General features: G+C 64.2%; 14 protein-coding genes. 10 read left to right on the top strand and 4 right to left on the bottom strand.

Annotated features, from left to right (window positions below; genetic code table 11):
* Nucleotides 1-57: 57 nt before the first annotated feature.
* Together G3572_RS18930 and G3572_RS18925 are read right to left on the bottom strand one after the other, a co-directional pair.
* Nucleotides 58-1,920 carry a 7-cyano-7-deazaguanine synthase gene (locus G3572_RS18930; RefSeq protein WP_164614819.1) on the bottom strand — a complete coding sequence of 621 codons (1,863 nt, stop codon included), beginning with the start codon at nucleotides 1,918-1,920 and terminating at the stop codon, nucleotides 58-60.
* Entirely contained in the window at nucleotides 1,917-2,702 is a 786-nt protein-coding gene (locus G3572_RS18925; protein ID WP_164614817.1) for a hypothetical protein, read from the bottom strand. Before G3572_RS18925 ends, G3572_RS18930 begins: the two co-directional genes overlap by 4 nt.
* Before the next feature lie 108 nt (nucleotides 2,703-2,810).
* Here G3572_RS18925 and G3572_RS18920 point away from each other — a divergent pair, with 108 nt between their 5' ends.
* The 4 genes from G3572_RS18920 to G3572_RS18905 all read left to right on the top strand — a co-directional run bounded on the left by G3572_RS18920 (nucleotide 2,811) and on the right by G3572_RS18905 (nucleotide 7,517).
* Nucleotides 2,811-4,037 (top strand): Fic family protein, encoded by a 1,227-nt coding sequence (locus tag G3572_RS18920; protein WP_240335639.1) that lies wholly within the window; start codon nucleotides 2,811-2,813, stop codon nucleotides 4,035-4,037.
* A gap of 119 nt (nucleotides 4,038-4,156) precedes the next feature.
* Nucleotides 4,157-5,083: a hypothetical protein gene (locus tag G3572_RS18915; RefSeq protein ID WP_164614816.1), complete on the top strand. Its 927-nt coding sequence runs from the start codon at nucleotides 4,157-4,159 to the stop codon at nucleotides 5,081-5,083.
* A 51-nt stretch (nucleotides 5,084-5,134) separates the two neighbouring features.
* Nucleotides 5,135-6,550, top strand: coding sequence for a hypothetical protein (locus tag G3572_RS18910; RefSeq protein WP_164614814.1), 1,416 nt, complete (start codon nucleotides 5,135-5,137; stop codon nucleotides 6,548-6,550).
* A complete protein-coding gene (locus G3572_RS18905; RefSeq protein ID WP_164614812.1) occupies nucleotides 6,528-7,517 on the top strand; it encodes a phage exclusion protein Lit family protein in 990 nt (329 codons plus the stop codon). Before G3572_RS18910 ends, G3572_RS18905 begins: the two co-directional genes overlap by 23 nt.
* Before the next feature lie 416 nt (nucleotides 7,518-7,933).
* On the opposite strand, the gene G3572_RS18900 is transcribed toward G3572_RS18905, so the two are convergent.
* Nucleotides 7,934-9,373 (bottom strand): DUF6880 family protein, encoded by a 1,440-nt coding sequence (locus tag G3572_RS18900; RefSeq protein WP_240335638.1) that lies wholly within the window; start codon nucleotides 9,371-9,373, stop codon nucleotides 7,934-7,936.
* Nucleotides 9,374-9,589: 216 nt separating this feature from the next.
* Here G3572_RS18900 and G3572_RS18895 point away from each other — a divergent pair, with 216 nt between their 5' ends.
* The 6 genes from G3572_RS18895 (at nucleotide 9,590) to G3572_RS18870 (ending at nucleotide 20,585) form a co-directional block, all read left to right on the top strand.
* On the top strand, nucleotides 9,590-10,744 hold the full coding sequence (locus G3572_RS18895; RefSeq protein ID WP_164614807.1) for a tyrosine-type recombinase/integrase: 1,155 nt from the start codon (nucleotides 9,590-9,592) through the stop codon (nucleotides 10,742-10,744).
* Nucleotides 10,745-10,865: 121 nt separating this feature from the next.
* The gene (locus G3572_RS18890) at nucleotides 10,866-11,726 is read left to right on the top strand and encodes a BrxR family helix-turn-helix transcriptional regulator (protein WP_164614805.1); all 861 of its coding nucleotides are present in this window, start codon (nucleotides 10,866-10,868) and stop codon (nucleotides 11,724-11,726) included.
* Between the two features lie 492 nt (nucleotides 11,727-12,218).
* On the top strand, nucleotides 12,219-14,267 hold the full coding sequence (gene zorA, locus G3572_RS18885) for an anti-phage ZorAB system protein ZorA (RefSeq protein ID WP_164614804.1): 2,049 nt from the start codon (nucleotides 12,219-12,221) through the stop codon (nucleotides 14,265-14,267).
* A gap of 2 nt (nucleotides 14,268-14,269) precedes the next feature.
* Complete coding sequence (locus tag G3572_RS18880) at nucleotides 14,270-15,352, top strand: OmpA family protein (RefSeq protein ID WP_164614802.1); 1,083 nt, start codon at nucleotides 14,270-14,272, stop codon at nucleotides 15,350-15,352.
* On the top strand, nucleotides 15,349-17,481 hold the full coding sequence (locus G3572_RS18875) for an EH signature domain-containing protein (protein ID WP_164614800.1): 2,133 nt from the start codon (nucleotides 15,349-15,351) through the stop codon (nucleotides 17,479-17,481). Before G3572_RS18880 ends, G3572_RS18875 begins: the two co-directional genes overlap by 4 nt.
* Entirely contained in the window at nucleotides 17,478-20,585 is a 3,108-nt protein-coding gene (locus G3572_RS18870) for a DEAD/DEAH box helicase (protein ID WP_164614798.1), read from the top strand. The genes G3572_RS18875 and G3572_RS18870 overlap by 4 nt, the downstream gene beginning before the upstream one ends.
* 126 nt (nucleotides 20,586-20,711) lie before the next feature.
* Here G3572_RS18870 and G3572_RS18865 read toward each other — a convergent pair whose 3' ends face one another.
* The gene (locus G3572_RS18865; RefSeq protein ID WP_164614796.1) at nucleotides 20,712-22,634 is read right to left on the bottom strand and encodes a DUF2793 domain-containing protein; all 1,923 of its coding nucleotides are present in this window, start codon (nucleotides 22,632-22,634) and stop codon (nucleotides 20,712-20,714) included.
* Nucleotides 22,635-22,638 lie beyond the last annotated feature (4 nt).

The raw sequence follows: 22,638 nt of genomic DNA, 5'->3' as shown, positions 1-22,638 counted from the left end.
CGGGGCTTCGCTTGGCAGATTGTGACGTTGTGCGCGGCGGCCTGTGACGTCGGGTCGTTATTCCTGTGACGCAGCCGGATTCGGGGGATGAATGTCGCCGAGGGCGATCTCACGGCATGCCGGGTTGAGGCGGTAGCCAGCGCGATCCTTGGTCTCGATGAAACTGTCCTGATCCAGCGGGATCCCGAGCATCACCGCCAGCGGGTCGAGCGCGTCTCGCAACCTGCGCAGTTGCTGGCGCATCGACTGCTCGGATATGCCGATTTTGTCCGCCACATCATGAGGTGGCATGAACTGGACCTCCGAGCGCGTCCGCTTGGCCTTCCGAAAATTCTCGATCAGCGCGTTCACGAAGCGGTAGTTCGCACCTTCGAGAAGATGCCCGCCATGGAAGAGCACCTGCTCGGCATCGTGATCCACCGCGAACTCGAGAATGGGGGCACTGAGCTTGTCGACGAAATCGGTGGCCTGCCGATCATAGTCGGACTCCGGCGCGATCTCGACATGGTCTCGAGTGAAGCAAGTCGCCAGAAGCGAACCAGACGGAACCTCGCCCCTGTAAAGCCTGTCGCCATGCTCGATAAGCGCCCTGGCAATGACTTCTTCTACCGAGCGCGCATGCCGCTGAAACAACTCGAACAGGCGTGATCCTGCCTCGTCGACAGACAGATCAGGAAAGTGATCGAGCGCGGAAATGACCTGCTGGAACCCAGAAAGAAAACGCGCCTTCGGCATCGCGGCGACGTCTCGAAAGAACGCGACATAGCTCAGAGCCATTCGCAACTCATCGTCGGCGCTGCGATCCCCGAGGAGGAGGTCGCGCTTGTAGTTCTGCGACGGTTCAAACTTTTCCAGTCCTGCAGCCAAGATGGCAAACCTCCTATCGATGCACTGCGAACAGAGCCCGCAGTGCTTCTGCTTGACCGTCCAGCTGCGCGGTCGCGTGCAACTCACCGTGGCGGCAAGCATGTCTGCAACGCCCGCATCGGCGATCTTCTGTGTGACCTCTTTCTTGGTCAGCCATTGAAGCGGAGTGCGGATCTCAATCTCACTGTCGAGCAGGGTCGAGAACAGCGCCTCCAACCCGCGGAGAACCTTGGGATGCGTCGTACGCGTTGCCCGGCCGCCGACCACGTCGCCCGCCAGGGGCGGGTTGATGCTGACAACCCCATTCTCATAGAAGCTGAACCCGTTTTTGCCCGACATCTGCGCCACGACGAGACCGAGACAGGCAAACAGGAACGAGCGGGTCCGCTGCGTGAACTCGACGGGCTTGGCGACCTCATTCGAGACCCAGACGGGAACGTAGGAGACCCGCCTTTCATACCCGCGCTGTCTCAGATCGCGGATGAGCTCTTCCTGAACGTTTCGTACTTTCGTTGACGAGTAATGGCCGACGAGGGTTACTGACTTGCCGAGAGTGACGATGTCGTTGACGGCGCCGGCAAAAGAATCGACACCCCCGGAGAAGAGCGCCACCTCATCGTTTTCCTGGAAGGCGTCGAGAAGCTCCGGAAAATACAGCTCTCGCGGCTGCACCGGCGCTTCCGCCTTGCGGAAACTGAACTCATAGCTGTCGTCGGACAGGAACCCGAGCGTATCGATGAGGAGCTCCTGCACATCTGCACGCTGCCAGACCTCAGGGTGACGTACGGGAATCGAGAAGGTCAGACTGCGGCGCCAGTCTTCCCCGAAGTTCGTGAGCATGGCGGACCCACGTGCAATGCGCTGATCGGCGCAGTACACATAGGCTGCCACTTCGAGGAGGTCGATCAACAGGTCGGGAATGTTTCCGATCATCGAGCGGCTGATGTAGTCGATCCTCAGATTGACGTTCTTGCCCGGCTCGCTGACGTTCATCGCGAGCGCATCAGCCTCGGATGCCTGCGGCACGCCGCATTCGATCAGGCACCGTTTCAATTTGACCTCTTCCTGTTCTTGAGTTCGTTACCAATCTTCTCAACGGCGAAGGCCGAGAAGCGGCGGGCATCATCCCTCGATATGTCCTTGCCGTCCCGGTACTGGTTCTTGCCAAGCCAGTCCCGGGCGAAGGCGCGCATGATCAGCGCAGCCTCGATGCAGTGACGGCGTATCGCGGAGTTGTAGGTCGCGAGATCATGGACAGACCGCGCGACGCGATCGGCGCCAACGAGCTTGTGCAAGTTTCGATCGACGTAATAGTGGATGACGCGTTCCACTATATTCGCGTGGAAATGGTGGGCCAGGGCGCCGAATTTCTCCGGTGACCTCAGCGCCGCCACCGAAGCCTGCACATCGGCAGCGGTTGGGGACCACATCGGCATGCCCGCCTCCACGGCCTCGGCCAGCGCGGCAGCTCCCGCCTGGCGGGCGATGTCGCCAAGGTCCGTTGATCCCGCATGGGCACGCCTTTGCACGCGCTCCAATGCATTGTTGTAGGCCACCAGCAGCTCGGCACCCGAAGTCGGCGGATGCGCTCCCATGCCAATCTCAGCGAGCGCCGCCCCGAAATCCTTCGACGCAGCGGCCTGCGGCAACCTGATGAGCAGCCACAGCGCTTCCACGAAGACAGGGTCCCTCAGCGCGCGCTTCAGCGCGTCCCGACTGACTTCGGTCACCTGTTCCACCAGCGGCGCGGTGGGTGCGCCACCGGTCACCAGATACCTGACGATGTCCGGCAGGTATCGGTGGGTGGGGAGTTTGCCGAGGCGCTGGTGTCCCATCGCGCCACCGACTCAGAGAATGCGCCCGGACCGGAGCTGGTGCGGACAGGGGGGATGAGCACTCGACAAGCCAAGGAACCTTCCGTTAGAACCACAACAAAGAAAGGAATGCAGGACAACCTTTCGCAACCAGCCTGCCAAGGAAAGGATTCTTTTTCAACCATGGCGTTAACACCGGAGCCATCACGCTTGGGTCAACGCGTTGCCATCTCGACGGCGGGCGAACGCGCAGAGGCATTCGTGCCTCCTCCGTTGCCGCCTGCCCCTCCAGTCAGGATGGACCGACTCTATCGGCAGCTCGAGCACGCGAACCGCGCAATCGGCCGGCTCGATGGCGTGACCTCCATCCTCCCCGACACACCGCTCTTCCTCTACATGTACGTTCGCAAGGAGGCGCTGCTGTCCTCGCAGATCGAGGGCACGCAGTCGTCCTTATCCGACCTGCTGCTCTTCGAGAGCGAGGAAGCGCCGGGCGTCCCGCTCGACGACGTGCAGGAGGTTTCCAACTACGTCGCCGCCATGAACCATGGCCTCGAGAGGATCCGCGAAGGCTTTCCGCTCTCCCTGCGCCTGATCCGGGAGATCCACGCCATCCTTCTTGAAAAGGGACGCGGGAGCACGAAGCAGCCGGGGGAGTTCCGGCGCTCCCAGAACTGGATCGGCGGAACGCGACCAGGCAATGCGCTATTCGTCCCGCCACCGCCTGAGCACGTCCTCGACCTGATGTCGGACCTGGAAGCGTTCATCCATACCGACGCACCGGAGATGCCGACCCTCATCAAGGCCGGACTGGTCCATGTGCAGTTCGAGACCATTCATCCGTTTCTCGATGGGAACGGCCGTCTCGGCCGCCTGCTGATCACCTTCCTGCTCTGCACGCAGGGGATCCTGAAGGAGCCGATCCTTTATCTCAGCCTCTACTTCAAGACGCATCGCCGCCAGTACTACGACCTGCTGCAGCAGGTCCGTGAGAACGGCGACTGGGAGACATGGCTGGAGTTCTTCCTCGACGGCATCGCCGAGACGTCTCTGCAGGCATCAGAGGCGGCGCGCGAGATCCTCGCGCTGTTCGAAGCCGATCGCCACCGGATCGAGGATCTCGGGCGCCCGGCCGCATCCGCCCTCCGGGTGCACCAGCTGCTTCAGCAGAAGCCAATCATCGGCATTCCCGCGGCTGCGCAGCGGCTGAGCATCTCGCCCCCGACGATTGCGAAGTCGATCCAGCATCTGGAGGATCTCGGCATCGTGCGGGAGGTGACGGGCAAGCAGCGTGGCCGGATGTATGTCTACAGCGACTACCTTGGCATTCTCAGTCGAGGGACGGAGCCACTTTGATGTATGGATCTGACAGCTGAAGCCCCGCTCCAATTGCATGAAAAGGTGAGTATTTCGAATAGGACGATTTGCAGTGCAATGCAGATGCAAGTCTAGCGAGCACAGGGGACAAGAATTCAATGAGCGACCTTTTCGAAATTAACGGCGCTAGTCTCGATCTTGCCTTCGAGAACCTGAAGATCGCGGAAAGCCCGATTGAGCAGCAGCTTCACGCCATGCTGCAGGAGATGTGGGCGCGCTACGAGCCTTATGCCGATCCGGACTTTCGGCAGGGCTTCGCGCGCGACGTCGATGGGCGCTTCTGGGAAATGTATCTGGGCTGCACGCTGCTCGAGGCGGGGCGGACTCTGTTGCCCGTCGTCGACCGTCAGCGCGAAGGCGGCCAGCCGGACCTGTGTGTCCTCGAAGGAGATCGCCGCATCTGGATTGAGGCCATCTGCCCCGACGAAGGCGCTCCAGGGCCTGACCAGATCGTGCGCCCCGTGGCGATCAATGAAGGCGGTGGCCTTGTCGCCGCGCCGATCCGCCAGGCGCAGCTTCGGATCTCCAGCGCGTTCTGGACAAAGGCGCAGAAGATCGTCCGCTACATCGAGCAGGGCATGATCGCGCCCGATGACACCCGCATCATCGCTATCAGCGCCAGCCGCTTCGGCGTCTATGTCGCCGAACAGCCTTTGCCGCTCATCATGACGACCCTATTCCCGATCGGCGACGCCTTCATCACCATCGACCGCGACACCGGCGATGTCCTCGAAGAAGGGTTTCACGCCGCGCCCTTGATCTACCGCGAGCGCAATCCGATCCCGCGCACGGCCTTCCTCGACGAGCGCTTTGCCGACATCTCGGGCGTGATCTGGTCACGGGTCGGCCTCGGCAACCTCTCGCGCCAGGTCCGGCCAATCACCTATGTCCATAATCCGCTGGCGCAGATTCCATTGCCCACAAACTGGGGCGTCTGGGACCGTGAGTTCGTGACAACCCGGAAGGGCGAGGGATGGGAAGCCAGCGATATCCTCGCCTCGGCGGCCGCAGCGGAGGCGTCATGACGATGGAATCGGATGCGTGTGTCAGACGCCCGCAGGAAGATGAGGTCGGCCATGGCCCCAGCCGATGAGCCACGGCTGATCACCCCGATCAGCCAGCGCCAGTTCGAACTCTATGCGCTGTCGCTCGAACGCGGGCCAGACTTCGACCCCGCCCATATCTTCAGCGCCTATCAGGCCGGACGGGGCAGCGCGAGCGGCTGCATCCTTCTTGATTCGGAGCAAAGAACCTTCACCAGCATCGCCTTGCGCCGGCGTGTCGATCACTGCTGGATCAAGGTCGACGAAGGCGGCCCCTATTCCACCCCCGAAGCCGCGCTCGACGGTCTCAGCATTGCCATGCGCGCCGGCGATCCGCCGGAGCCATTGCCGCCGGGGGCCAGGCGCCGCCCGCTCTTGGTGAAGCCGGGAGCTAGCGGGACATCGCCGGAATTCGATCTGTTGACGACCACGATCAGCCATCTGCCGGCGCTCATGGCGATCGGCGAATGCTATCTCGCGCTTCCCAATCCTGACGCCAATTTTGTCCCGGATTTTCAGACCAGCAACTTCGCGTCCCGGCTGTTCGAACTCTACCTTATCGCCTGCTTTCGCGAGCAGGGCCTGAGCGTCCGTCAAGATCATGTCTCGCCCGACTTCTTCATCGAGAAGAACGGTGACACGTGCTGGATCGAGGCGGTGACGGCGAACTCCGAGACCCCACGCGCCGGCGGGATCGGCGACTGGGTACATGCGCCTGAGGATCGCAACGAGCGCCTGACAGGAGGTCCGGCCGAGCGCTTCGCCAAGACGCTGCGGGGCAAGCTCCAGCGCAACTATCATGCGATGGACCACGTGAAGGGCCAGTCCTTCGCTCTCGCATTGGCAGACTTCCACCAATCCGGTTCGATGGTCTGGAGCCGCGAGGCCCTGCCGACTTACCTCTACGGGCTGCGCGCCGATATCGAAGGAGTAGGCAAAGAGCGCCGCGCTGTCGCGACGCCGATCACCAACCTGACGGGCAAGCACGGCATACCGGCGGGGCTCTTCCGCGATCCCGACTTCGCCCACCTGTCGGCCGTCATCTTCAGCAATGCGGCAACGCTCGCCAAGTTCAACCGGATGGGCTTCCTTGCCGGCTGGCGCCCTCCCGGGCTGACCATGATCCGAAGCGGCATCCTCTTCGACCGAACTCCGGGCGCGCTGGAGCCCATCGACTTCAAGTTGTCGGTCGCCAGCGACGAATATCAGGCGCTCTGGCCTTGGGGCGAAGCCTGGTGCCAGGAGTTGGAGGTGTTCCATAATCCGCTGGCCACCCACCCTATCCCGTTCGACCTCATCCCGGGCGCGACCCATTGGTTCGAGCGTGACGGCGAAATCGTGTGCAGCACGATCTGGGCGAACTCGGTCCTCTCCTCGGTGACCCGTCTGCATATGACTGGCGAAGGCCAGGCGACGGGCGACGCGCATGCAGAAAGCGACCCGTCATGATCGGATCGCCCGCCCAATTCCCTCACTTGGAGAAGCCACAGGCATGACGACCGAGCCGTCCAACCGCACAATTATTCTGAATCTCCTTCGCGGCGCCGTGCCTGAGCGCGCCGACGAAATCAGCAGCCTCTGGAGCCAGTACGGCCATGCCGTTGAAGTCGCGCCGAGCACCAAGGGCGTCACCATGAACGCCGACGCCAAGCGCATCCAGTTTGACACCAAGACGATCGACCTCTTCTGGTTGTTCGGTTTCAACGCCTGGCGCGCCATCGAGGTCTATTCACCCGCGCTGGTTCTCGCGACGATAACCGGAATACCGCTCGACCAGGCGCTCAACGCCGACACCAAGCGGGGTCCGTTCGAGCTCGACTACAAGCAACGCATCGCCAGCGCCCAATCTCTTATTTTAGCCGATCAGACCACCGAAATCTCTTGGCCAGCGGATATCCCCGAGCCAACTTCCGATCGTGAAAGTCTGGGCGACGTCCAGCACATGGCGGCGTTCGATCTTGTGGCGTTTGCCCTGGCATTCTCGTTTCTACACGAATTCCAGCACGTCATGTACTGCGCCGACAACAGTGCCCCATCGGCGCTGCCCGAGGAGGAAATCGCCTGCGACACCTATGCCCGCGACTTCATGACGAGCGGCCTTGCGGCCTATGCAAAGAAGCACGGGCATAACTTCGCCGAAGTCCAGCAAAAGCGTGCCATGGGGATAGCGCTCGCGGCCGTGATCATCCATGCGATGACGCCGACCCACGCCCATTGGGGTAATCGGAAATATCCCCCGATGGCCGAGCGGTTGACGGCGATGATCAGCGGCTACAGCCTTCGTGCCGGTTCGCCCTTTTGGCTGTTCACAGCCTGTCTCCTGATCGCGCTCATGCGGCAGGAGCACCGCCCACTCGACGTGATCGCGAACTCAAACCAGGAAATGGTCGAGGCTTTGCTCGAACGGCTTCGGTAGGGCCTAAGGGAGTGGGCCAAGTCGTAGCACCCGCGCGCGACAGCTACGACAAGAACCGGGCCATTGCCTTCGCAGGTATATGAAGGACTTCGGCCCCTCTTGCTTCCACAGTGCTTCCACGGCCCGTACAAACGCAAACGCCGCCCCGGAGGGCGGCGTTCAAGCGTTTGATAACGCGGGATTTTCTGGTTGCGGGGGTAGGATTTGAACCTACGACCTTCAGGTTATGAGTCGTGTCAAACGAAACACGAACAAGCGCGACGAATCGCGTTTTCCTTCGCATATCCTGCCAGTTGCGAGATGGGCCCACAAGCTCCGACTGCGCGCGGATTGTCAGGATTGCGCAGCGGTTTTTCCCCTCGTGCTTCCACCATGCTTCCATTGGGTCGCGGAATGATTTTCCGGTAGCACGTCCATCATCCGTCCATCCGCGACCAGAAGCCGGTCTTCTTGCCATGCTCGGCCTTCAGGCGCGCGGCATAGACGTGATGCGGCTCGACCGGTCCGAAGTCCTCGATCCGTCCGGCTAGGTCGGCACAGGCGGCCAGGTGCTGGGCGGCATAGCCATAGCGCTTCTGCCTCCCTTGGATCAGCGTGAAATCGATCATCGCCCGCAGCGCCACCGTTGCGGCCAGTGGCTGCCTTTCGGCCAATGTCTCGGCCGCTGGTGCCAGGAATTCGTAGTGATCGCCATCGACCTCGTCCTGTCGGTCGATCAACAGTTGCGCGGCATGGGCAAGCGATGGCCAGTTCAGAAAGAAGGCCAGGGCGGTCAGCAGGTCGGGATGGCCAGCGGCATGCGCCATCGCACGCTCTTCGCCCTCGATGTCTTCAAAATCCGGCAGTCGCTTCAGATAGGCCCGAAGGTGCTCACCCGACAGGTCGCGCTCGAAACATGCCCAGCGGAACGCCTGCGCCTCATCCTTCCGGTCAAGCGCCTCCAGCACGGCAAGTCGGGCGTCCTGCCATTCGGGCGGGATCCAGCGCGCATCTTTCACCTCCGCCCGCTCGATGAAGCCAAGCGCGTCCCCCGCCCTGCCCGCCGCCAGCAGGCGCTGCGCGATCTCGGCCGCGATCTTCGGCACCTTGCGGGTCTTCGGGTCGTACTGGGCGATGAAGCCATCGACGTCGCCCTGCACGTCGGCGATGTCCTTCAGCGCCATCTCGACCGTGCTCTGCCGCGCGCGTTCCTCCATCTCGTGGGCATAGCGCGTGCCGCCGCTACCCCAGCCGACCGCCTGCCATTCGCTCTTTGGCGGTACCGGCACGGGCGTGCGGCCAAGTTCATCGACCAGTGTCTTCAGATGCGCGACGCCCTCCGGGCCCAGCGCCGGGGCGATGATGGCGATCAGCCCGTCGTACTGGCCAAACCCGTTGTCCTGCAGCGCATCGAGAACCTGTCGCGCCAGCGCCTCCGGCGCCGCATCAACCGCCTTGGCCACCTCGCCCAGATCGGCGCAGGCCTGGTGGAAGATGTCGATGACGGTGCCGCTGCTGTCGTCGCAGCGTTCAAACACCGGCGTGGCCAGTCCCATGAACCGCCACAAGAGCGCCAGCGCCTCACCCGGATCATGCGGGGCAATCTGTTCCATGATGGCGCTGCGCTGGGTCTGAAGATCCTTCACAAGAGGCTTGCGGTTCTGCCAGTTCACGAAGGTCCGGGCCTTTGCGATGCTGGCCAGCCGCTTGGTGATCTCCCGCGCCGCCTCCCTCGGGCCCTCCGCTCCGGCGAGAGCCAGCCGTAGCTTGCGCTTGGCTGCGGCATCGCCGGTGCTGATCTCGATCAGCAGCTGCGCCAGACGCTCAGCGCCCAGCGCCTCCAGGTTCTTCGCATTGAGGGTGGATTTCGACGCCATCGGGATTCCGTTTCTTTTCGCGGACCTTAGCAGCGCGAATGGGTGACCGGAACCTGCGTTCTGATTCGTGCGGGCCATCGTTTCCGCTCACGACTGCGAAGCAGCCCCTGCGTGAAATTGCGCGGAATTTCCTTTTTATACGCAATATCAATGTGTTCGTTGACTATGCATCCGCATTGCGCACTGTGGAAGCCAGAGAACCCGGAAGCCACTCCCATGCCCAAACTCACAAAGCGCATCGTCGACGCCGCAGAAGCCCAAGCCGCCGAATACTTCGTCTGGGACAGCGACATCCCCGGCTTCGGACTTCGGGTGCTGCCAAGCGGGCGCAAAGGCTACGTCGTGCAATACCGCGCCGGACGCCGGTCGCGGCGGATCAGCCTGGGGCCCAGCACCGTGCTGACCTGCGAGCAGGCGCGCACCCGCGCCATCACCATCGTGGCCGCTGCGCGCAACGGGCAGGACCCTGCTGCGGAACGCGACGCAGGGCGCAAGGCGATCACGATCAAGGAACTGGCCGAGAGGTTCGACAAGGAACACATCGCCATCCGCGTGAAGGCCAGCACGGGAAAGGAGTATCGCCGGAACCTGCAGCGCTTCATCCTGCCCGCACTGGGACAACTGACGGTCACGGGGGTCACACGGGCGGATGTCGCAAAGTTCCACCACGACCTGCGGCACATCCCCTATCAGGCCAACCGCTGCCTCGAGGTGATCTCGAAGATGTTCAGCCTGTCCGAGATGTGGGGACTGCGTCCGGACGGGACCAACCCGCGCAAGCACATCCGGAAATACCCCGAGGAAAAGCGCGAACGCTTCCTGAGCGCGGCCGAGCTGCGCCGGATCGGCGAGGTGCTGCGCGAAATGGAAGCGGAAGGGGTGGAACTGCCCTCGGCAATCCTCGCCGCCCGCCTGCTGATCCTGACCGGATGCCGCCTGAACGAGATCATGTCCTTGAAGTGGTCCTATGTCGATCTTGACGTCCCTGCCCTGCGCCTGCCGGATTCCAAGACTGGGGCGAAGGTCGGCCACGTCGGCCAGCCGGTGGCAGACCTGCTGCGGGGCGCCCAGCGCGTCGACGGCAACCCGTGGGTAATTACTGGCACCCTGCCCGGCAAACCGCTGAGTGATCTGCAACCATTCTGGCAGCGCGTCCGTGCCCGTGCCGGGGTCAAGGACGTCCGCATCCACGACCTGCGCCACACCTTCGCGTCGACGGCCGTCGCGTCGGGTCAGGGCCTGCCGATGATCGGCAAGCTCCTTGGCCACACGCAGGTCCAGACCACGGCGCGGTACGCCCATCTCGCGGCGGAACCAGTGCGGATGGCGGCTGACGCCGTCGCGCAGAACCTGCGGCAATCCTTGGGATAATTGCGCGCAATCCCTTCCCTTTTCGATTGATCCCCAAGCATCGCGCGGCTACGGTCGAAGAAAGCCCAGAAATTGGGCGCGCATAATTTCCATGCGCATCGACCGATGACGGGAGAGCGTGGTGAGCAACGACAGGTCGGAGCTTCGTTGGGGGGTCGAGCAAAGGCTCGAGTTCATCGAGTTCCGCCTGTTCTGGGAGGGGCATGTGAACCGCAGCGATGTGATGACGCAGTTCGGGCTGTCGGTGAACCAGGCATCCTCCGATCTGAGCCGCTACATCGGCCTCGCCCCCAACAACATGGACTATGACCGCAGCCTGCGGACCTATGTGCGCCAGCCAGGCTTCAAACCGGTGTTCGACAAGCTCGATGCTGGTCGATACCTGGCCCAGCTGCGATCGGTCGCCGACGGCATCCTCGATCAGGATGATTGCTGGATCGCAGGTCTGCCCGCCTACGATTCCGCCCCCACCCCGGCGCGTGGCGTCGATCCTGCAACCCTTCGGTCCGTGGTCGACGCGATCCGCCGGTCCGAGGCGATCGAGGTGCAGTACCAGTCCCTGTCCAATCCGGAGCCCCGGTGGCGCTGGATCGCGCCACATGCCATCGCCTTCGACGGCTTCCGCTGGCACGCCCGTGCGTTCTGCGTGACCGACGAGATGTTCAAGGATTTTCTGCTGTCCCGGATCCTCGACATCCGCGCATCGCGCGCGTCCGACGTTCTGGCCGAGAGCGATCAGGACTGGCACACCTTCGCAACGCTGGAAATCGGCCCCCACCCTGCCCTGTCCGATACGCAAGCCAAGGTGATCGCGCTCGACTACGGAATGACCGGTGGCAAGGCAGAGATCAGGGTTCGACGGGCATTGCTTTACTACGCGCTCCGGCGGCTGGGGCTCGATACCGATCCTGCTGCCAGGAAGCCCCAGGACCAACTGATCGTGCTTTTGAACCGGAACAGCATCATAGGATACCAGCGATGATCTCCCTTGCTGACATCATCACGCGAGCCAGTGACTGGGTCCGCGCGTATAGGAACCGACGCGTCCGTTCAACCGAGTCCGATACGGCACTGGTGGGCGACTCCTTCAGGCTTTGCGTGAGGTGAGTGCGTGAACCCGGCTGAAATCTACGACGCGCTCGCAGCCCTCGCGGCCAAGCCTTATGAACCGATCGAGTTCCCCTTCGACTTCGCGCTCGCGACAGACAATACCCGCGGGAGTGGTTCTACGTGCTGCCCGAGCACGTGAGCCGGGCAGTACAGGCGATCCGGGACGGGAACTTGCACGAGCTGGAATACGACCCGGAGAGCCAAAAGATCCGGAAAAAGGCAGACGCCGAACCCTGAGAACACTGGTGCGCTTTTCGGGCAGATAGATGTGGATTATCAATGGTTAGCCGTAGCTGGAGTTAAGGTTCTCATGAATTGTACGAGAACAACCGAATTCGGGACGTGAGCGGAAGGGAAGAACAAGTTGGAGTTTATCGGCGGTATCGGGACGAGCATGTCCCAGTTCATTTTCTGGGTCTCCTCGTTCCTAACCCAGGAGCAAATGCCCGGCTGGATCTCCATTCTGATCCTTTGCTGGCTGGTCCTGTCTTTGGCCATGGTGGTCCTAACGACCCGCCGGAAGCTCACCACCCTGCGCTGGCTAGACGAGCTTATCAAGAAAACAGCGAACGAAGAGGACTTCACCGCCCAGTCCCCGCGTATCGATTCCGAGGTAAAGACTCGTCGCACATTGAAAGGGTATGTCCACATCACCGCTGCCTGGTCGGAGTTCCGTGAGACGCTAGTTCTTGACGAAACAGTCACCCCGCCAGTCCTGCGCAATAGCGTTCGTCCTTCCGGCTTCTTCAATCTGGAAGACCTCCATTATGGTCCGGGGTTTCATCGCCACCTGCCGGGCCTTTTCGTGTCCGTCGGCCTCCTGCTCACCTTCCTCGGGCTCATTTCTGCGTTGCAGGCGATCGGGAGCGGTCTCAGCATTGAGGCGACGCCGGAAGAGATGAGGGGCGCGCTGAACGACCTGCTCGGGGCGGCGTCCGCCAAGTTCATCATGTCCTTGACCGGCCTCTTGGCGTCCATCCTGTTCACGATCACACTCCGGGTCTCCATGGGCCGGATCGAACGATCAATCCATCTGCTGTGTGCGCGCCTCGAGGAGCGCCTCAGCTTCGTCAGCCTCGAGGGCGTCGCCCTCAAACAGCTGGCGATCGCCCGCGGTCAGGAGGACAATTTCAAGCGGATCGGGCTTGAGCTGGTCGAGAAGCTCGGCGAGCCGCTGCGCAAGGAGATCCCAGAATCTATCGCCTCCTCGATCGGGGCCGCGATGGCACCGCTTCTCGATCGGGTCGGGAAGGCTGGCGCCGACGGAGTCGGGCAAATGGTGAACGACCTGTCATCCCGGTTCTCCGACGACGTCGGACGGGCGCTCTCCGAGGCGAGCACCCAGCTCTCAGCGGCCGGCGAGAAGATCGCCCGCCTCTCGGACCGGATGGACCAGAGCTCCGGCCGAATGGGCGAGGAGATGGAGAATTCCGTCGCCCGGCTCGCCCGGGCCGCAGAGGACCTGACGGCTCGCCTCGCCTCCGCCGCGGAAACGACGGACGGGACGCTGAACGCGGGCGCCGAGAGGCTCCTCGGCATCATGAACGAGACGCTCGAGGGGATCCGGCGCAACACGTCCGAGGGGGCGGACGCGCTTCGGGAGGCGGCCGACGCGATGCGGACGTCCGCGGACAGCTTCAAGGAGCGGCTTGAGGCGGCGGCCGAATCCGGCTCCGCTGCGGTCCGGTCCAGGATGGAGACGGCCGGGGTGGAGGTCAGCGGCGCCGTGAGCCTGGCTGGTAAGGAGCTGGTCGAGGCGGTCTCTCGTAGCGGGGCGGACCTCCTGAGCGCCACCGGGTCCTTCGGGGACAAGCTGCGTCAAGACCTGGTCGACCCGATCAGCGAGGTTGTGGAGCAGCTGGACCAGATGGCGACCCGCCTGAAGGACGGCTCCGGGCAGATCGCGACCGCGGCCGGGAACATCCGGGCCGGAGGGGAGGCGACCCGTGACGCGGCCCAGACCGTCACAGCCGCTTCGCGTGAGCTTGCGGCCGCGGCCGGACCTATCCGGGGCAGCGTGGAACAGATCGAGACGGCAGTGGCTGGCCTCTCGAAAAGCACGGAGCGGGCCGCGGACACGGTCACCCGGAGCGCCCGGGAGACAGCTGAGGGGGCCGTGCGGATCCTCGACGCGGCGAAGTCGGCCCTTGGCGCGGAGCAGAAGCTCCTCGAGGCGACCCTTGCGAAGCTGGGGGAAGCGCTGACCCAGATCGAGCGCCAGCGCGAGCAGATCGACGACATGGACGAAAAACTCGGGTCCGCCTTTGAGGAGTTCACTAAGCACGTCCGGACCGCCGTGGACACCCTGTTCGGGCACGTTCGCACCATGAACGGGGAACTCGCCCCGGCGATCGACAAGATGCACGAGATCGTGGACCGGGCCGAGAAGTTCCTTCCTGAGTCGAGGCGCTGATCATGCGGGGGCTCGTTCGGCGGCGGACCCAAGAGGAGGAGGAAGAGTCCGTCTTCGTCACGATGACTGACATGACGATCAGCTTCCTCCTGATCGTGATGATCCTGCTCGCCTTCTTCGCCACCCAGCTCAGCAGCCAGGACACGGTCCCGCGGGATCAGTTCAACGTGATCCTCAATAATCTCCGGGAGGCGCGGGCGGATATCCGGCGGCTTGAGGCGGAACGGGACGCCGCCATCACGGAGCGGGACGCGGCACGCGAGGCGCGCGACGCCGCGATCTCCGAGCGCAATGCGGCGATCGAGGAGCGGGACAGGCTCCGGTCGGAAAACGCCGATCTTCTCGAGCGGATCCGGGAGCTTGAGGCGCTGGTGGATCGGCTTCAGCGCGAGCTCGACGACGTAACGCTGGAACGGGACGAGCTTCTCGAGCGGCTGGCCCGGTTGCAGCAGGTCAACCCTCTGGAGGCCTATCTGGCCCAGGCGATCGAGCAGCGCCGGGAGATCCTGATCGAGCTACGCGAGCGGCTCCTGATCGAGTTTCCTGACCTTCAGGTGGTCATCAGCCCGGAACAGGACGCGCTCCGCTTCCAGGGGGAGGGCCTGTTCCGGAGCGGGTCCAGCCAGCTTGAGCAGCGGCAGCGGCAGATCGTCAACACGATGGGGCGCCTGCTGGATGAGATCCTAGTCTGTTTCACACTCGGGGACCGGGCGAGCCGCGGCGAGGGGTGTGACAGCGGAAACGCGCTGATCGAGGCGGTCCAGATAGAGGGGCACACGGATACGGACGGGTCCGACCTCAACAACCTCCGCCTGTCAACAGATCGGGCAAACGCGACCCTGCTGGTCATGCTGGACGAGGACCGGACGATCTTGGCCCATGAGAACCTTCGGGGTCAGCCGGTCATGTCCGTGTCCGGTTACGGGGAGATGCGGCCGATCGAGACCAACGCGACCACAGAGGGGAAGGCCGCGAACCGGCGGATCGACCTGAGGATCATCATGTACGCCCCGAGCACCGTTGAGGAGGTCGAGGAGATCGGCCGCCGCCTTGACGCTCTCCGGGCGGCCGGGGGGTCTGAATGAGGCTCGATGACGCGATCACCCGGCTGACCCGGTTCAACCCGCCAGCGGTTCCGGAGCTGCGCTACATCGAGACGGCGGTCCAGAAGGTTCACGAACGCTGGCCGGACGTCGCCGTAAACGTGAACCCCCGCGAACGTGAGGCGCTCGCCGTTCGTCTTCGTGACCGGGTCGCCAATGACGACTGGGAGAACGCCCGGATTTCCTTCGTCCTCGCGGCCGCCTCGGCGGTTTTCGACCCGGAACGGCGCGACAGGGCGGACCTTACGCAGGCCCGCAACTTCCTTATTGAGGAGCTGCGCGCCTCCCAATCGGAGACGTTTCTGTCCGGGCTGTTCGCGGTCTATCTCGAGAGCTATGTGGCGAACGGGGTGCACACCCGGTCTATCGCCTCTGCGCTTGATGCCGCACGGGGTAGGATGAGCCTGTCCGTGCGAGGCCTCCTGGAGGGGGTGCCGGAGCTTCTGGACGCGGCAGACGGACCGCGCCGACTCGCGTCTCGGATGGTCCGGATGACGGACCCGTTCCTTGAACTGAGCCGGACCGGCTTGCGGAACCCGCACGGGCCCGGTCTCATGGAGCGGGCGCATGAGGTCCTCTCCGCGCTGGTCGCGCCCGAGCTCACCGGGCGGGCCCGGATCGACTGGTACATCGATTGGATCCGCCCCCCGGGTCGTGACGCCCGCACGATCGGAGCGGAGCAGGCAATCGAGGCGCTGACTAGCCCGTGGATCAACAAGGCCCCGTCCGATCAGCTCCGGTCCCATCTCGTCGAGGCGCTGATCGAGATGTACGGGGACCCCCGTATCCGGTCCGGCGGGGTCTGGGCCGGGATCGGCCGGGCACACATGGAAGTCATCCACCGCTGGCTCACCCGCGAGGACATGCGATTCTTCACTGGTGTGGTGGACGCGGCGCAGAAGAACGCGATGTGGCCGCCCCGGCGCAACTTCTGGCTTCAGCTCTTCGATGAGGGGAAGATTGATGCGGCCTGGGTCGCATTCTCATCGCAGGCGTTCACTTATGCGCGCCAGAACCTGATGCGGGAGGACGCCCGCAACGCCGACAGCCGGTTCGGTTTTCAGGCGGCCCGCCCCTCCTCAAACACCTCCCTGCTCATCATGCGGATCGGGGATAAGATCATGGTAGACGGGTGTCACAGTTACCGGACACATGTGTTTCACAAGGATGACCCGATGGCACCAAAGATGTTCCAAGAGGGTTACGACTGCGAGGAGATCATGCGCGCCTCGGACAACCGTCGGGACTCCGCGTCCCGGGCGCATGGCAGCCCGACAAACGGGTCCATTGAGACCTGGAAGCGCTGGGTGAGGGATATGATCAACGCCGACGTGGAGTATTCCCGTCAGACCTCCGCTTACACGAAAGTGTATCGGCCCAGATCTTCTCAGCCGCGCTATTCTCCCCCGCAACGTGCATATGCCGCAACCCCGCCGAGACGGGACCCGCCCGTCCAGCCCCAATTTGATCTGGAGGCTCGCGCGCCTGCCGGTCCGGCCCCGCGTCCCGCCGGACCGGCTACGGTCCCACCCCGCGTCATCATCACCCCTCCCCCCCGGTCTCCAGCCGCAGGAACGGCCGCCCCTCCCAATCGGGCCCGGACGACGCTTGACCTGCTGTTGCAGTCCGGCGCCCCCGCCGCACGGGCGATCATCGATTATTTTGATCGGCTGGGTGACGGGAAGACGAAGACCCTTCTCTCCCCGAACGCGCGCGCCGGTCTAGAGTGGATCATCCGCTCGAATGGGCCTGCGCCGGACAACCTGCGAAATGCACTCACCCACCTCCTGTCCTCGATGGAGACGTTCGGGCACGGTCCAGCCGGAATCATGGCCCGTTCCGCGGAGACGCCGGTACCGAAGGTGATGGACCCGGCCCCGCTTCCCCCGCTCCCGGACACGTCCGTGCAGCGGCTTGAGCTCCTCTTCCGGCACGCCGAGGTGATGGAGGCGTTCGCACGCGAACGCAACGTCTTCTCCGGGGATCGGACCCTCGGGACAGCCTTGGCGAAGCTCAAATCAAGGAACCCGGATCTCCGCCCGGCGGAGATCCACCACCTTCAGCAGCTCTATGAGCTGATGCGGCGGGACGCCGCACGGGGGCGAAGATGATCCAGCTCTCCTACGACACGGATGGGGTGACCCTGGATTTCCGGTCCAGGCAGACCCTGCTCAACCGACTGTTGTCGCGCCCGTCGGACCAGATCATCGACCATGATCAGCACCTCAGCTTCGCCCTCGCGGACCTGAGGTCGACCGCCGAGGAGGCGGGGGACGAGGTGGAGATCGGCGGAAGCCGGATCCGCATGACCCACCGCACCCTCGGCGGACTCTCCTCGGAAACGGCGGAGGCGCTCGGGCTCCCGCCGCTGATCGACCTCACCCTTAGGACGGACGTGTCCGGCCTCCTCGGCTCGCCGGAGTTCCGGCTGACCCATGAGTGGGTCCGGGCCGGTCGGCGCGAGCTCGTGCAGCGGACCGGGGCGATCGCCCAGACGTCCGGAACGGGCTCGGACGGGCTGCGCCGGCTGCCGCGCTGGATGCTGGACGCGCTCGAGGTGGCGGATCGGTTCCAGTCCGGGTCTGATCTAGATGCGCACTGGGAGGCGCTGGCCCGGTTCCGCCGCGCGCTGGAGCCGGGTGTCCGGATGAGCGGGAAGGACGCGGAGGCCCGGTTGGGGATGACGGACTTCCTGTCCGGGCTCGAGGTGACCCTGACGGACCGGTTCTCTATCAGTCCGAAGGGGGATGACCAGTTCGCGATCATTCCGTTCTCCGGGGAGGCGGTCGATACCGCGGCCAGCGAGGGGGCACCGATCAGCGAGCGTGAGGCGGAGCTGAACGGGGGCCGGCTGGACACGTTCCAGAACCTCGCCTTCTCGCGCGGTGCACGGCCCGCCTACAAGCTCGGGGCGCAAAACTACCTGGTGGTGGATCCGTCTGCGGCCCCGGTCCTGAAGGTGATGACGGAGATGCAGCAGGCGGACCCGGTCACCCGCGCCGCCTTCATGCGCAACCCGCGCCAGAGGATCACCGACGCTGTAACCGAGCACCTGCGCTCGAAAGGGCGCCTTGAGGGGCTCTCGCCAGCCGCGGAGCAGGAGCTGATCGAGAAGGCGGCCGAGCCCGCCTTCGTGGAAACGGTCGAGTATTCCGAATACTCCGATCGGGTGATTGGGATCACGGTCTATGCGAAGCCAGAAATCCAGATCACCGGCTCCGGGACCACCTGGCTCCCGGAAGCGTTCACCGGCGCGGCGGCGCAGAGGATCGAGGCGATGCCTCCGGATCAGGTTGAGCAGCTGATCGGCGAGGTGGAGCGGGCTATGGCGGTCGGCGCCCCAACCGTCGATGTCGGTGGCGCGGAGATCCCTGCCACCCAGACCACTCGGGTGGCGCTCGAGCAGCGTCTCGAGACGCTGAAAGGGCGCGGTGAGGCCGATCCGGTTCTGGGACCAGACGAGCCCGTTGAGCAGCAGGTTGGTCCGATCATTGTGGACACGGCCGACAACCTGTCGGAGCTGAGATGGGCGGCGCGTGTCAAGCCGCGCACCAGACTCGCTCCGGACAGCCTGCCTGAGGTCGTTCAGGCGGATCTGAAGGGGCACCAACTGGACAGCTTCCGCTGGAAGCTGGACGCTTGGGCTGCCGGAATGCCCGGGGTCCTTAACGCTGATGAGCAGGGGCTCGGCAAGACCCTGCAAGCGATCGCCTTCCTCGCCTGGATGAAGGAGAACATGACGCGCGCTGAAGGAGGCCGGACCGGACCGGTCCTTGTCGTCGCTCCCACCTCGCTTCTTGAGAACTGGGAGCTGGAGGTCGACAAGCATCTCCGGGCGCCCGCGCTCGGCAACGTGATCCGGCTCTACGGGTCCGCGCTTGGCGGGAAGAAGAAGCCGGGACCGCAGGGGGTCGAGACGGAGAGCGGGAACGCGATCCTTGACCTCTCGGACCTTCATGAGGCGATCGCGGAGGGGCGGGGTCACCGCTACTGGGTTCTGACCACCTACACCACCTTGACGAACTACCAGCATTCCCTAGCGAAAATCCCCTTCTCGACCGCTGTGTTCGACGAGATCCAGAACGTAAAGAACCCGACCACGCTAAGCGCCAAAGCGGCGATGGCGTTGAACGCGGACTTCCGGATCGGGCTGACCGGGACGCCGATCGAGAACAGCACCGTCGACCTCTGGGCGATCATGGAGCAGATCACGCCGGGCCGCCTAGGGTCCCTGTCGGACTTCCGAGCCCGGTTCGGGGAGGCGGCCGAGGGGAACATGCGGGAGCTCTACTCGCTCGTGTTTGAGCCGCAGGACGGGCTGCCACCCGTGGCGCTACGCCGACTTAAGGAGGAGGTCGCGAAGGACCTGCCCGCCAAAGGGCGGCGTATTCACCCGCGCCTCATGCCGGAAGTCCAGGCAGCCACCTATGAGGAGGCCCGGCGCAAGCTCTCCTCCGGGACTCGGGGGGCCGCACTCAAGATGCTGCACCACATCCGGTCCGTCTCCGTCCACCCGAATGCGGAAGCCGCCGCAGAGGACGCAGCCTATGTGGCGATGTCCGCCCGGCTGCAGGCCTCGATCGACATCCTCCGCGGGGTCCGGGACCGGGGGGAACGCGCGCTCGTCTTCATCGAGCACATCAAGATGCAGCACCGGTTCATCGAGCTGGTGAAGCGGGAGTTCCGGCTGCCCCGCGTCGACCTCATCAACGGTAGCACCCCGATCCCGCGGCGTCAGGAGATCGTCACCCGGTTCCAGCGCCACCTCAAGCGTGATGAGGGGTTTGAGGTGCTTGTGCTTGGACCAAAGGCGGCAGGGACCGGTCTGACCCTAACCGCGGCCACGCATGTAATCCACCTCTCGCGTTGGTGGAACCCGGCCGTCGAGGAACAGTGCAATGACCGGGTTCATCGGATCGGTCAGACCCGTCCGGTCACCGTGCACGTCCCGATGGCGATCCATCCCGGGTATCAGCACAACTCCTTTGACTGCCTGCTACATTCCCTGATGACCCGGAAACGGCGGCTGGCCAGCTCCGCCCTCTGGCCGATGGGGGACACAGAGGAGGATGCAAGCCGACTTCAACAGATGTTGGCCGACGGCGCATCAACCCAAACAGGAGATCCCATACATGCAGCGATGACTATGATGTTCAGGCGTGACGATATGACTTTGCCACAATCGAACCCTGACGGATCGATTCCATATGCGTGACCCAGATTAGATGGCTCTGTTGGAACCAATGCCGCCGCGCCCCAACGATATCCATTTGGAAGCCACACCCCGCTCGTGATCGGCGCGGAAACGGTGGGATGAAATCGTCATCCTCAGCTACTCCGCTCAAAAATCCGTTTCCAGATAAACCCCGGCGCAGTCGTAGGCGACGGCGGCGGAGGTCGCGCCGGTGTTGAGGAAGAGCCGCGGCGACAGGAACTGTGTGGCGGCGGGCAGGTCGGCGGTGATCTCCTGCTCGAACACCGCGCCGGAAACCTCGTCCAAGACGCGCACCCAGACGGAACTGCCATTCGGCGGCGCGGCGATGAAGAGCGTCAGCACGCCACCCGTGGCGATGGCGAAGGACGCGCCCATGTCGGTCAGGGTCGGCGCACCGGTGCCGTCGTTGCGGACCAGCTGCCAGTTTGCATGGGTTCCGCGCTGGAAACCGATGCCGATGCAGTTCACCGCGGCGGCCAGCGTCAGGGTGGTGGCAAGCGCGGCGGTAGAGCCGTAAAGCCCGAAGAACCCCATCCCTGTTGCCTGCAGCGTCGTCAGCGAAATCCGCGTGACGAAAGTCCAGCCGCCGAGGCCCGCCGCATTGCCGCGCCAGCAGGCCCAGCCTGCGGATCGCTGATCGGCGACAGAGTCCGCCACGGCTGCCGAGGTCAATCGCCAGCGGCGCATCGAGGCGGCAAGGTTCGTGGCGGCGAGCGTCGGGTGCGAGACGGTGCCGACCGAGGTGACGGGCAGACCTTCACTGGTGATCGTCGTGCCGGTCGAAGGCGCCCAGTTGGCGATCCGGTTCACCCCGAAGTGCGGCTGCAGCGGAAAGTCCCGCCCCGAGGGGCGCATCACATCGATCCACGGCGCCCCGGCGCGGTTGCGGGCATAGAACGAGGCCTTGCCTGCGGGCGGCGGGGATGGCGCCGCGGCCAGTCCCGGCAGGACCGTAGGCTGCGGCAGTTCCACCTGGCCGCTGGTGCGGTCGATCCTGATGGCATCGAAGAAGGCCGATCCGTCCGGGCTGACCTTGAAGCTGAAGTCATCGCTGCCGAGAAGGCCGATCAGGGCACGCGCCGAAAACCCGGTCTTGAAGGCGAATGCCGCGTCGTTCCCCGCAGCTGACTTGTTGACCGTCGCCTCGATGCCAGTGCCTGCGTTGTTCAGGAGGACCGCAGGCGTGTTGACCGACAGCCGGTTGTAGCTGTCCGCCGTCGCCCCGCCGAGGCCCAGAAGCTGCGCGGTCAGGTTCGCCTGCGGCATGCCGACCTGCGTCACGGCATTGGCGAAAGTGACGTTGGGCGTGTTGATCACCGTCGTCCCACCCGCCCCGGCGGTGGCCGATCCGATGTTGACGACCGTTGTGGACCCGGACGCACCTCCGGTGCCGAGGTTCACGGTTTTGGTGACGCCCGTGGTCGTGGCCCCGGTGCCCATCCCGTAGGTCGCAGTGCCGGTGGAGGTGCCGATGGTCGCCGTGGCCGCCGAGACCGTCACGGTGCCCGATGCCGTCAGCGTCCCCGAAAACGTCTTGTTGCCGGAGAAGGTCTGCGTGCCTGCGAGGATCGCCAATTCCGAGGAGGTGTTGGGCAGGGTGAAACTCCGCGTGGTGCCCGCGCTGATCCCCGCCAGCGAGAAAGTGGCCTTCTTCGTCGGGTCCGCATCGTTCACTAGGCTGAACACCGCGTCCGACACATCGCGCGGCTCGCCCATGACCTCCCAGGCCGCACCGGTCCAGACGAGAAACAGGCCCTCGACTGCGACCCACACCAACCAGCCGGTGCGCGGAACCAGCCTGACCCATGCGCCGTCGATCCAGAAGGCGATGTTCAGATCCCACCCGGCCCAGAGGCCCGTTGCGCTGGAGGCCACGAGGTGCCGGTTGCCGTCGGCCGGGCTGGCCGGGGGCGCAGTGCGCGTGCGGTCCAGAACGGAAAGCTGCACCATGGCATCGAGCAGCCGCAGCGCCTCGTTGTGGGTGACATGCTTCTGCGCTTGCGCCGCCAGAAGATAGGGCAGGCCCAGATGGGTCGTGGTGTCGGACATGGGG

Origin of the sequence: Pseudotabrizicola algicola, assembly GCF_010915705.1 — a bacterium.
GTDB classification, from domain to species: Bacteria; Pseudomonadota; Alphaproteobacteria; order Rhodobacterales; family Rhodobacteraceae; genus Pseudotabrizicola; species Pseudotabrizicola algicola.
Note: the sequence above shows the minus strand (reverse complement) of the source record. Positions and strands in the feature narration are given on the sequence as shown.